At 70.7% G+C, this 11,949-nt stretch carries 10 protein-coding genes; 8 read left to right on the forward strand and 2 right to left on the reverse strand.

The features are described 5' to 3' along the window. Positions 1–28 precede the first annotated feature (28 nt). Entirely contained in the window at positions 29–1,006 is a 978-nt protein-coding gene (locus ACWEGE_RS01125; protein ID WP_449658420.1) for a zinc-binding dehydrogenase, read from the forward strand. A gap of 11 nt (positions 1,007–1,017) precedes the next feature. After that, positions 1,018–1,746, forward strand: coding sequence for a dienelactone hydrolase family protein (locus ACWEGE_RS01130; RefSeq protein WP_449658421.1), 729 nt, complete (start codon positions 1,018–1,020; stop codon positions 1,744–1,746). Here the strand turns inward: ACWEGE_RS01130 and ACWEGE_RS01135 are convergent. Beyond that, entirely contained in the window at positions 1,743–3,050 is a 1,308-nt protein-coding gene (locus tag ACWEGE_RS01135; RefSeq protein ID WP_449658422.1) for a M20/M25/M40 family metallo-hydrolase, read from the reverse strand. The genes ACWEGE_RS01130 and ACWEGE_RS01135 overlap by 4 nt on opposite strands. Next, positions 3,043–3,870 (reverse strand): M55 family metallopeptidase, encoded by an 828-nt coding sequence (locus ACWEGE_RS01140; RefSeq protein WP_449658423.1) that lies wholly within the window; start codon positions 3,868–3,870, stop codon positions 3,043–3,045. Before ACWEGE_RS01140 ends, ACWEGE_RS01135 begins: the two co-directional genes overlap by 8 nt. A 182-nt stretch (positions 3,871–4,052) precedes the next feature. Here ACWEGE_RS01140 and ACWEGE_RS01145 point away from each other — a divergent pair, with 182 nt between their 5' ends. The 6 genes from ACWEGE_RS01145 (at position 4,053) to ACWEGE_RS01170 (ending at position 11,860) form a co-directional block, all read left to right on the forward strand. Next, positions 4,053–5,900: an ABC transporter substrate-binding protein gene (locus ACWEGE_RS01145; protein WP_449658424.1), complete on the forward strand. Its 1,848-nt coding sequence runs from the start codon at positions 4,053–4,055 to the stop codon at positions 5,898–5,900. Between the two features lie 2 nt (positions 5,901–5,902). Then, positions 5,903–6,928 carry an ABC transporter permease gene (locus tag ACWEGE_RS01150; RefSeq protein WP_449658425.1) on the forward strand — a complete coding sequence of 342 codons (1,026 nt, stop codon included), beginning with the start codon at positions 5,903–5,905 and terminating at the stop codon, positions 6,926–6,928. Beyond that, on the forward strand, positions 6,925–7,821 hold the full coding sequence (locus tag ACWEGE_RS01155; RefSeq protein WP_449658426.1) for an ABC transporter permease: 897 nt from the start codon (positions 6,925–6,927) through the stop codon (positions 7,819–7,821). Before ACWEGE_RS01150 ends, ACWEGE_RS01155 begins: the two co-directional genes overlap by 4 nt. Further along, a complete protein-coding gene (gene nikE, locus ACWEGE_RS01160) occupies positions 7,818–9,467 on the forward strand; it encodes a nickel ABC transporter ATP-binding protein NikE (RefSeq protein WP_449658427.1) in 1,650 nt (549 codons plus the stop codon). The genes ACWEGE_RS01155 and nikE overlap by 4 nt, the downstream gene beginning before the upstream one ends. Positions 9,468–9,514: 47 nt before the next feature. Continuing rightward, positions 9,515–11,050: a polyprenol phosphomannose-dependent alpha 1,6 mannosyltransferase MptB gene (gene mptB / locus ACWEGE_RS01165; protein WP_449658428.1), complete on the forward strand. Its 1,536-nt coding sequence runs from the start codon at positions 9,515–9,517 to the stop codon at positions 11,048–11,050. 126 nt (positions 11,051–11,176) lie between these two features. Then, entirely contained in the window at positions 11,177–11,860 is a 684-nt protein-coding gene (locus ACWEGE_RS01170; RefSeq protein ID WP_449658429.1) for a hypothetical protein, read from the forward strand. Positions 11,861–11,949 lie beyond the last annotated feature (89 nt).

An 11,949-nucleotide genomic window follows, 5' to 3' on the forward strand; every position in this document is an offset into this window, starting at 1 on the left:
ACCGCCCGCGCCGGTGAGGGTGGATCGCATGAACACGATGCGAGCTGCGGTGTGTGTCCGGGCCGGCGGCCCGGAAGTGCTGGAAATCCGGGAGTTGCTGGTCCCGGCGGTCCGGGACGGCTGGAGCCTGGTGCGGGTCGAGGGCGCCGGCCTGAACCGGTCGGAGCTGCGGACCCGGCAAGGCCACTCCCCGGACGTGGTCTTCCCGCGGGTGCTCGGGATCGAATGCGTGGGGACCGTCGCCGCCTCGACCGACCCGCGGATCCCCGACGGCACCACGGTCGCGGCGGTGATGGGGGAGATGGGCCGCGCCTTCGACGGCGGCTACGCCGAATACGCCCTGCTGCCGAACCCGCTGCTGATGCCGGTCACCACCACCCTGTCCTGGGACGTCCTGGCCGCCCTCCCCGAGACGTACCTGACCGCTCGAGGCGCGCTCGACGCGCTCGGGATCGGCCCGGGCAGCACCGGGCGGCTGCTCATCCGCGGCGGCACGTCCTCGGTCGGGCTGGCCGCCGCCTCGATCGCGACCGGCCACGGCCTGGCGGTCGCCACCACCACCCGCCGGCCCGCCAAAGCCGCGGCGCTGACCGGCCACGTCCTCATCGACGACGGCGGCCCGCTCACCGCCCTGGCCGAACTGTGGCCGGAAGGCCCGGACTGGGTCCTCGACCTCGTCGGCGCCCGCACGGCCGTGGACTCGCTGCGCCTGGTCCGCCGCGGCGGCACGGTCTGCGTGGCGGGCTCGCTCAGCGGCTGGATCGTCCCGGACTTCGAGCCGATCGCCAAGATCCCGTCCGGCACCAAGCTGACCGCCTTCCACAGCGACACCCTCAAAGGCAGCACGCAGCTGCTGCAGCGGATCATCGGCGAAGTCGAGGCGGGCACGTACCGGCCGCACGTCGACCGGGTCTTCCCGCTGGAGGAGATCGCCGCGGCCCACCGGTACATGGAGGAGGACCGGGCCACCGGAAAACTCGTCGTCGTCCCTGATCCGGTGACCTAGGCTCGGCGATCATGCCCCTTCAGTCACTGCGCATCCCCACTTCGGACGGCCACGCCGACGCCGTCGCCGCGTTCCCCGGCGACGGCGGGCCGCACCCCGGGGTCCTGATGTACCCCGACGGCTTCGGCATCCGGCCCGTGCTCGGCGAGATGGCCGAGGAACTGGCCGGGCACGGCTACTACGTGCTCGTCCCCAACCCCTTCTACCGCCACGGCCCGGCGCCGGTGATCGACCTCCCCGAACACATCGGCGAGGAGGCCCGGCCCGCGGTCTTCGCCCAGCTGATGCCCATGATCGAGGCGCACACCACCGACCGCATCCGGCGCGACGCGGACGCCTACCTGGCGTTCCTCACCAGCCGCCCCGAGGTCCGGCCCGGCCCGGTCGCGACGACCGGCTACTGCATCGGCGGCCTCCTGGCGACACACACCGCCGCGGCCCACCCCGGCCGGGTGGCCGCCCTCGCCGGGTTCCACGCCCCGGTGGCCGCCGCCGGAGAGGACAGCCTGCACCGGATCACCGCCCGGATCCACTTCGGCCACGCCGCGACCGACCTGACCCCGGAAGCCCTCGCCGCACTCAACCGGACCCTCGACACCGCCGGCGTCGAGTACACCTCCGAGATCTACCCCGGCACCGTCCACGGCTTCACCATGGCCGACACCGACGCCTTCGACCCCACCGCCCGGCAACATCACTGGGACAGCCTGCTCGCCCTCCTCGGGCGCGCGCTGAGCTAGCAGTTCTCCAGGAACCGGGCCAGGACGCGGGTGCCGAAGTGCAGGCCCGCCACCGGCACCCGCTCGTCCACCCCGTGCGCCATCGCCCGGTACGGGAACCCCTTCGGCAGCCACAGCGGCGCGAAGCCGTAGCAGTCGATGCCCAGCTGGGCGAAGGCCTTCGCGTCCGTTCCGCCGCCCAGGCAGTACGGCACCACCACCGCCTCGGGGTCCTCCGCCCGCAACGCCGAAGCCATCGCGGTGAACCACGGCGAATCCACCGGCGCCTGCACCGGCGGCTGGTGCGCGACGAACTCCCGCGTCACGCCCTCGCCGAGCAGCTCGTCCAGCGCCGCGAACAACGACTCCTCGGTCCCGGGCAGCACCCGCACGTCCACCTGCGCCGAAGCCGTCGACGGGATCACGTTCACCTTGTAGCCCGCCTCGAGCATCGTCGGGGTCGTGCTGTTGCGGACCGTCGGCACCACCAGCGAGCCGGCCGGGCCGAGCGCGGCCACCGCCGCGTCCACACCCTCCGAAGTGGACAGCTCGACCGGCACCCCCAGCGCCGCCCCCGTCCGCTCCAGGAACGCCCGGACCGCCGGGGTCAGCGACACCGGCCAGCGGTGCGCGGCGATCCGGTGCAGCGCACCCACCAGGCGGGTGACGGCGTTTTCGTCGTTCGGCCGCGAACCGTGCCCGGCCCGGCCGCGCGCGGTCAGCCGCAGGTGCGCCGTGCCGCGCTCGGCCGTCCCCACCGGGTACAGGTGCACGTCCCGGCCGTCGGCGGCGGGCACGTGGTAGGTGTAGCCGCCCGACTCGCTGATCGCCGCCGCGCACCCCTCGAACAGCTCGGGGTGGCGGGCGACCAGCCAGTGCGCGCCCCACTCGCCGCGGTCCTCCTCGTCGGCGACGAACGCCAGCACCAGCTCCCGCCGCGGGCGCACCCCGCCGGCCAGCGCCGCCAGCACCATCGCCACGAAGTCCTTCATGTCGGTCGCGCCGCGGCCCCACAGGTACCCGTCGCGCACCTCGCCGGCGAACGGCGGCACCGACCAGTCCGCGGCGTCCGCCGGGACGACGTCCAGGTGCCCCTGCACCAGCAGCGCCGGCAACGACGGATCGGTGCCCGGCACGCGCGCGATCACGCTCGCCCGCCCCGGCGCGGCCTCCAGGATCCGCGACGGGATGCCCAGGCCGTCCAGGAACGCGGCCACGTACTCCGCGGCCGGCCGCTCGGGCCGGGCGTCGTTGTTCCCGCGGTTGGTCGTGTCGAACCGGATCAGGCCGGCACACAGTTCGACGACGTCGGGCAGGTCAGCCATAGATACCCTGCACCGCCCCGGCCGCGATCGCCGTGACGACCTTGAAACACTTCATCGCCTCGGTCATGTCCGGCGCGTCGAACCCGACCCGCCGCGTGCCGATCTGCTCCACCGTCGGAATCACCGCCGTCGCCTGCGCCAGGTGGCTCGCGTCGAACTCCACCTCGATCCGGTGCCCCCGGACCTGCCGCTCCTCGCGCCCGGCCCGCGCCATCGCGTCGGCCGCCGCGCCGGTCAGCAGCTCCGCGGTGCGCGAGGGCGGCAGGCAGATCGCCGCGTACCGGCTCACGCATTCCTTCACCTGGACCAGCTCCGCCTCCGGAGCGTAATCACGGGCGTCGTCACACGTTTTGTCGTCACCCGAAACGAGCAGGACAGGGACGCCGTACTCCGCGGCCATGCCCGCGTTCAGCCGCCCCTCGCTCGCCGGGACGTCGTCCAGCCACACCCCGGTGATCTGGTTCTCCAGATAGGTGTGGGAAAGCACCCCGTCGAACCCGGCGCCGGCGTGGTAGCCGAGGAACACCACACCGTCCACACCGGAATCGACGCCCTGCATCATCGACAGCGGCTTGTGCCGCCCGGTGAGCATCCGCGCCCGCGGGTCGAGGTCCTCCAGCAGCAGATTCCGTTGCGAGGAATGGGCTTCGTTGACCAGCACGTCGCTCGCGCCCGCCTCGAACAACCCGGCCAGCACGGCGTTGACGTCGCCGGTGAACAGCCGCCGGAAGCGGTCCCACTGGGGCGAACCGGGCACGACGTCGTCGGTCCAGGTGACGCCGGTGGCGCCCTCCATGTCCGCCGAGATCAGGATGCGCATGCCGGGCACTCTAACCAGCGCGGCCGGTCCCGGGAGGCGGAACGCCCCCTTCGCCGAATGTCACTCAGCGTGACGACTCTCGCGTCGATAACGATCGGGCACTCGCCGAGGCGGCAACATATTGCGCGGTTGTCCCGATATGTGGTTACTTCTCGTCCTTGGGGGAGGCTCACAAGCGAACGATGGGGTGGTTTTCGGTGCAGTTCCAACGCAGATCCGGGCGATTCGCCCGCGTGGGCGCGGTCGTCGCGGCCGCGACACTGGCGGCGATCCCGCTCGCCGGTCCCGCCCAGGCCCAGCAGGCCAAGGTGCTGCGGGTCGCGCTCACCACCGGCATCGACCACCTCAACCCGTTCACCGCCGTGCTCGCCGCCTCCACGCAGATCGGCCGGTTCACCTTCGAGTTCCTGACCGTCCCGAACGCGGAAAAGGCCGAAGCCGCCCCCGCGCTCGCCGAGTCGTGGACCCCGTCGCCGGACAAGCTCACCTGGACCTTCAAGATCCGCAGCGGCGTCAAGTGGAGCGACGGGCAGCCGGTCACCGCGAAGGACGCGGCGTTCACGTTCAACCGCATGCTCACCGACGAGAACGCGCGCACCGCCAACGGCAACTACGTCGCCAACTTCGAGACGGTCACCGCGCCCGACGACACCACCCTCGTCATCAAGACCAAGACCGTGCAGGTCAACATGAACCTGCTCGACGTCCCGATCGTGCCGCAGCACATCTGGGAGCCGGTCACCGACCTCAAGGCCGCCTCGACCGACAGCCTCGCCGTCGCCGGCGTCTCCGACGGCCCGTTCCAGATCACCGAATACAAGCCGAACGAGTACGTCAAGTTCAAGGCCAACAAGGACTACTGGCGCGGCGCCCCCAAGATCGACGAGCTGCAGCTGCTGCAGTTCAAGGACACCGAGGCCGCGGTCAACGCGCTCAAGCAGGGCGAAGTCGACGTCATCAACCGGCTCAACCCCAACCAGTTCGCCGCGCTGCAGGGCCAGGACGGCATCACCACCAACGCCGCCCCCGGCCGCCGCTACGACGAGCTGTCGATCAACTTCGGCGTCACCGACAACGCGAACAACCCGATCGGTGACGGCAACCCCGTGCTCAAGGACATCAACCTCCGCAAGGCCATCACCCAGGCCGTCGACACCCAGGCCATCGTCGACAAGGTCCTCAAGGGCCTCGGCCAGGTCGGCGGCGGCATCGTGCCCCCCGTCTACGCCGCCTACCACTGGGACCCCGCCGCCGCCGAGAAGGTCAAGTTCGACCTCGCCGCGGCCAACGCGACCCTCGACCAGGCCGGCTACCAGAAGGGCGCCGACGGCGTCCGCACCGCACCCGGCGGCGCCAAGCTCGAACTGCGCCTGACCGGCCACGCCAACCGCAGCTACGACCAGGGTGTCGCCCAGTACGTCACCGGCTGGCTCAAGGACATCGGCATCACCGTCAAGCAGGACCTCGTCTCCGACGACGAGCTGTCCGACCGCACCGCCGTCGGCAAGTACGACCTCGCCATCGGCGGCTACGGCACCAGCCCCGACCCGGACTACGCGCTGTCGCTGCACACCTGCGCCGCCCGCCCCAGCGCCGACGGCAAGGGCGGCAGCACCGACACCTTCTTCTGCGACGCCGCCTACGACGACCTCTACAAGAAGCAGCTCACCGAAACCGACGACACCAAGCGCGCCGGGTACGTCAAGCAGGCACAGGCCCGTCTCTACAGCCAGTTCCCGACGATCGTCCTCGACTACCAGAACGCCCTCGAGGCCTACCGCTCCGACAAGTTCACCGGCTTCACCACCCAGCCGCAGCCCAAGGGCGCCATCCTCGAGCAGACCGGCTACTGGGGCGTCTACGGCGCCACCCCGGCCGGCTCCGACGGCACGAAGGCCGCCGGCGCCACCGGCGGCGGCTCCGACACCACCGTCGTGTGGATCGTCGTCGGCGCCGTAGTCGTGGTGGTCCTCGTGGCCGGCGGCATCGTCCTCAGCCGCCGGAACAAGACCTCGGAAGACCGCGAGTAACCATGACCGCCCCCGAACAGGCCGCGGTGCTCGCCGATCCCGGCGAGCACCGCGGCGGGACCGGCACGGCCCGGTTCGTCCTCACCAAGATCGCCGAAGCGCTGGTCAGCATCGTGCTGGTGATCGTGCTGTTCTTCTTCCTGTTCCGGCTGCTGCCCGGCGACCCGGTCGCGGCGATGACCCGCGACCGCGTCACCAGCCCCCAGCAGATCGCCGAACTGCGCGAGAAGATGGGCGTCGACAAGCCCGTCGTCGTCCAGTTCGGCACCTACTTCTGGAACCTGCTGCACGGCGACCTCGGCGAATCCCGGCTGCTCAACAACGGCCGCCCGGTCGCCGACATGATCGGCGAACGCCTCTGGCCGACCATCCTGCTCGTCGGCAGCGCCACCGTGCTCGCCGTCCTGCTCGGGCTGTGGCTGGGCATCCGCGCCGCCTGGCGCCGCGACAGCTTCTTCGACCGCACCCAGACCGGGATCGCGCTGACCTTCTGGTCGGTCCCGCAGTTCTGGCTCGGCCTGATGCTGCTGGTGGTCACGGGCGGCCTGTTCCCCAGCCGCGGCATGCACTCCCCGGACGCCGCGCCCGACGTCCTCTCCCAGACCCTCGACGTCCTGCACCACCTGGTGCTGCCGTGCGTGACGCTGCTGGCGGTGTTCTACGCCCAGTACATGCTGATCATGCGGTCGTCGCTGCTGGGGGAGATGAACGCCGACTACCTCACCACCGCCCGCGCCAAGGGCCTGCGCGACGACCTCGTCCGCCGCCGCCACGCCGTTCCCAACGCCCTGCTGCCCACCACCACGCTGGTGTTCATGCAGTTCGGCCACGTGCTCGCCGGCGCGGTCACCGTCGAGGCCGTGTTCAGCTGGCCCGGGCTGGGCCAGCTCACCTACGAGGCGCTGCACGGCCCCGACCTGCCGGTGCTGCAAGGCCTGTTCACCGTGCTGGCGAGCGCGGTGGTGCTGATGAACCTGCTCGCGGAGCTGCTCTACCGCGTGCTCGACCCCAGGGTGCGTACCTCATGACCACCGCCGAGACACCGCGGCAGATCGCCTGGAGCCGCCGCCGCGCGTCACTGCGCCGGACCTGGCGCGAGTTCGCCGGCCAGCGGGCCGCGCTCGCCGGGCTCGTCCTGCTCGGCGCCACCGTGCTCGTCGCCCTGATCCTGCCGCTGATCAGCGACGAAACCGGCCTCGACGTCACCAAGGCCACCGGGACGCCGCTGTCCCCGCCGAACGCCGAGTTCTGGCTCGGCACCGACAACTTCGGCCGCTCGGTGCTGCTGATGACCGCCTGGGGCACCCGGATCTCCCTGCTCGTCGGGTTCTCCGCCGCGCTGCTGTCGGTCGTCATCGGCACCCTGATCGGCATCACCGCCGCCCACTTCGGCGGCTGGGTGTCGGCGACCCTGCTGCGGTTCACCGACTTCTTCCTGGTCCTGCCCTCGCTGATCCTCGCGATCGCGCTTTCGGCGGTGCTGCCCAAGGGCGTCGGCACGATCATCATCGCCATCGGCCTCACCGCATGGCCCAGCACCGCCCGGCTGGTCCGCGCCCAGACGCTGACCATCGAAAGCCGCCCCTACATCGAGCGCGCCCACGCCCTCGGCGGCGGCCACCTGCACATCATCGGACGGCACGTCCTGCCCGGCGTGATGCCGCTGGTCCTGGCCAACACCACCCTGGTCGTCGGCAACGCCGTCATCGCCGACGCGACGCTGTCCTTCCTCGGCGTCGGCGACGCGAACTCCGTCAGCTGGGGCAAGGTGCTCGAAGACGCGCTCAACAACGGCGCCATCAGCCGCGGCGCCTGGTGGAACGTGCTCCCGCCGGGCATCGCCATCGTCCTCGTCGTCCTCTTCTTCACCCTGGTCGGCCGGGGCCTGGAGACCGTGTTCAACCCGAGGTTGAAGAAGTGACCACCCCGCTGCTGCAGCTCCAGGACCTGAACGTCACCTACGCGGTGGGGGACAAGGACGTGCCCGCCGTCCGCGGGGTGAGCCTCACCCTCGACCCCGGTGGCACCCTCGGCGTCGCCGGCGAATCCGGCTCGGGCAAGTCCACCGTCGCGATGAGCGTGCTGCGGCTCCTGCCGCGCACCGCGAAGATCACCGGCGAGATCCTGCTCGACGGCGAAGACGTCACCACCATGAAGTGGGGTCGGCTGCGCGCGGTCCGCTGGGCCGAGGCGTCGGTGGTCTTCCAGGGCGCCATGCACGCGCTCAACCCGGTCCGCCGGATCGGCGAGCAGATCGCCGAGCCGCTGCGGCTGCACCCGCCGTCCGGGAAGCCGTACACCGACGCCGAGGTCGACGCCCGCGTCGCCGAACTGCTCACCCAGGTCGACCTGCCCCCCAGCCGGGCCGGCGCCTACCCCCACGAGCTCTCCGGCGGGCAGAAGCAGCGCGTCATGATCGCCATGGCCCTGGCCTGCGCGCCCCGGCTGATCATCGCCGACGAACCGACCACCGCCCTCGACGTCGTCGTCCAGGCCCAGGTCCTCGCCCTGCTCTCCAAGCTGGTCGCCGAACAGCACATCGGCCTGGTCATGATCAGCCACGACCTGTCCGTGCTCGCCGCCACCTGCGAACGCATCGCCGTCATGTACGACGGGCAGATCGTCGAGGAAGGCCCCAGCGCCGAGGTGATGGGCTCGCCGAAGCACGAACACACCCGCGCGCTGGCCGCCGCGTTCCCCACCGTCGGCGACCCGGTGTCCCGCTTCGCCCCGGCCACCAGCACCCCGCTGCCGCCGGAACCCCCGGACCGGACGGCGGGCGAGCCGCTGCTGGCCGCGGAGAATCTGCGGGTGTCCTTCCGGGACCGCACCGGCAAGCGGATCGACGCCGTCGCCGGGGTCGACCTCACCGTGGCGCGCGACGAGATCGTCGCACTGGTCGGCCAGTCCGGCTCCGGCAAGACGACCCTCGCCCGCACCCTGCTCGGCCTGCAGAAACCCGACTCCGGCGTGGTCCGCTACGCCGGGAAGCCGGTGCCGATCGGGGGAGCGGGCCTCAAGGCCTACCGCCGTCAGGTCCAGCTCGTCCTGCAGGACCCCACCAGCGCGCTCAACCCGGCCCACACGGTGTACGAGGCGGTCGCCGAGGGACCGCGGATCCACAAGCTGCCCGACGAGCGCGCGGTCGTCCACCGGGCGCTGGAAGCCGCGGAGCTGCGGCCTGCCGAGAAGTACGCCGACCGGCTGCCGCACCAGCTCTCGGGCGGCCAGCGCCAGCGCGTCGTGATCGCCGGGGCGCTGGCGCTCGAACCGTCGGTGGTGGTGGCCGACGAGCCGGTCGCCTCGCTCGACGCCTCCGTCCGCGGCGAAATCCTGGCGCTGCTGCTGCGGCTGCGCCGCGAACTCGGCCTCGCCGCACTGGTGATCACCCACGACCTGGGCCTGGCCTGGAACATCGCCGACCGCGTGGCCGTGATGTACCGCGGCGAGCTGGTCGAAACCGGGACGGTGGAACAGGTCCTGCTGGACCCGCAGCACGACTACACGAAGTCCCTCCTGGCCGCCCTCCCCGGCGGCACCGCCCAGCGCCGCACGGTGGAAACCTGATACTGCGGGAACTCCGCGCGAGCGCGGTGTGTAATCTCCGAACGGAAATGGCGACCACCACCGACCCCGCACAGACGCCCTCGACCGGACTGGCCGAGCGGCTCCGCGTGCCCTCACGGTTCCCCTACCGCACGATCGCGATGGGCACCGTCGGCAGCACCCTGCTCATGCTCGCCGCGTTCGGCGCCGGCGGCATCCTGATCTCCGACCCCGTGCTCGGCCACGGCCCGCTGTCGTGGATCCGCTACGGCCACGGGCGCATGCTCGCCAACGCCGTCCTCTACACCGGCTTCGGTCTCGTCGTGTGGGCCTGGGTCCGGCTCGGCCGCTACGTGCTGCTCGGCCGGGTCGGCAGCCGCCCCGTCCTGGTCGCCGCCGGGTGCTGGATGGCGCCGCTGCTCATCTCGCCGCCGCTGTTCACCCGCGACGTCTTCTCCTACCTCGGCCAGGGCGCCCAGCTGCTCTACGGCCTCGACCCGTACGCCAACGGTCCCGCCGAGCTCGACGTGCTGCCGAACGTGGTGCAGAACGTCCACCCGCTCTGGCAGACCACCCCGGCCCCGTACGGCCCGCTGTTCCTGCTGATCTCCAAGGGCGTGGTCGCCACCACCGGCGACAACATGATCCTCGGCGTCATCCTGATGCGCGTCGTGCTGCTGGCCGGGCTCGCGGGGACGCTGTGGGCGCTGCCCCGGCTGGTCAAGCACCTCGGCGGCAAGCTCCCGGTCGCGCTGTGGCTCGCGGTGGCCAGCCCGATGATGGTCATCCACCTCTTCGGCGGCCCGCACAACGACCTGATGATGCTCGCGTTCCTCACCATCGGCGTCCTCGCCGCCCTGGAACGCAAGCACGTCGTGGCGGTCATCCTGGTGACGATCGGCATGCTGATCAAGCCGACCGCGGCCATCGCGCTGCCGTTCATCGTCTGGATGTGGGCCAACCACCTCACGGGAGAATCGAAGGTCCGCAACTTCCTCCGCGCCGGCGCGGCCTCGGTGGGCCTGTTCCTGCCGGTGTTCGTCGCGGGCACGTGGATCTCGCTCGGTTCGCTCAACCTCGGCTGGTGGTCCGGGCTCAAGGCCCCCCAGCTCATCGCGAACTGGCTCAACATCCCGACCGGCATCGGCGAGGTGTTCTACAACCTGGTCCACCTCATCGTGGACGTCCAGGTCTCCCCGTTCGTCACGGTCGCCCGCGCGGCAGGCATGCTCCTGCTGATCGGCTTCGGCGTCCGCCAGTGGTGGCTCGCCCGCGGCGGCGGCACGGAGGCGGTGTACCGGGCGGGCATCTCGCTCCTGGCCGTGGCGATCCTCATGCCGCCGACCCTGCCGTGGTACCTGACCTGGGGTTTCGTGCTCCTGTCGGCGTTCAAGTGGCAGCCGCGGCACCTGGCGCTCGTGGTGGCGGTGTCGGTGTTCGTGACCCTGGTGTACTACCCGACGGGCGAGCAGGCGCTCTACGACTGGTGGTTCATCGCCGGGGTCGTCCTGGCCAGCCTGTACTCGGCGGCTTCGCTGCTGCGCCCGGACCCGATGGGCATCATCGACGCCTGGCGCCGCCCGGAGAAGTTCCTTCGGGACTGATCAAGTCTGTCTGCCGGCCGTCTATCCAGCTCGCGGGCATCCGCGTGTGACGCGGCTAGCCGGGCCTGCGACGGCTACCATTCGGGGTCTTCGGTGTTTCGTACGGCGGCCCAGGAGGCTAGCCCCATGATCGAGCCCGCGTGGATCGCCGGCGGCGCGGCTGTGGTCAGTTCGTGCGCGGCAATCTGGTCGGCGACCAACGGCAACCGGACGTTGAAGCGTTCGGACCGGGACAGCCAGGCACGCACACGTCCGATGGTGGCGGCAGAGCTGCGAGAGGTGCCCTATGTGCGCGGCACACAGATACTCGTGATCAAGAACTACGGTCCTGCGGTCGCGCGCGATGTCGTGGTGACTTTTGACCCGCCGTTGCCGGACCCGCTGCCCGATGCCGCGCACAAAAGCCTTGGTGTTTTCCTCAAGGCCCGGTACGAAAAACCTGTCCCCACTTTGGTTCCGGGCATGGAACTGGACAACATCTACTTTGACGGCATCGACGACCACGACGGCGGCTGGAAGAACAACGACCCGTTTCCGGATGCTTTCACGGTGACGATCAGCTCCACAGCACCTGACGGCGAGCGGTACACTGACCGCTTCGCGCTTGATGTCGGGTTGATCCGTAATCGAACGTTCGCCACGTCGTCCAGGCATCCCGAGGAACGCCTGACCCAGGCGGTGAAGCATCTAGACGCGATCAGCAAATCTTTGGCGTCGTTGGCTCGCAGCGGCGGTATCGGCAACAAGCAGATTCAAGAACAAGTGGCACATCTTGCCCGCATCTCAGAGAGCCTCAGTATCGACGAATGAAGCCCGACGCCGGGATGCCTACCGCGGCTTCCAGTGGTCGGGTGATGAGCGGTTGGTCGAAGTCACGACCTAGACCTTGGCCAGAAACT

It is taken from the genome of Amycolatopsis sp. NPDC004747 (assembly GCF_053601335.1).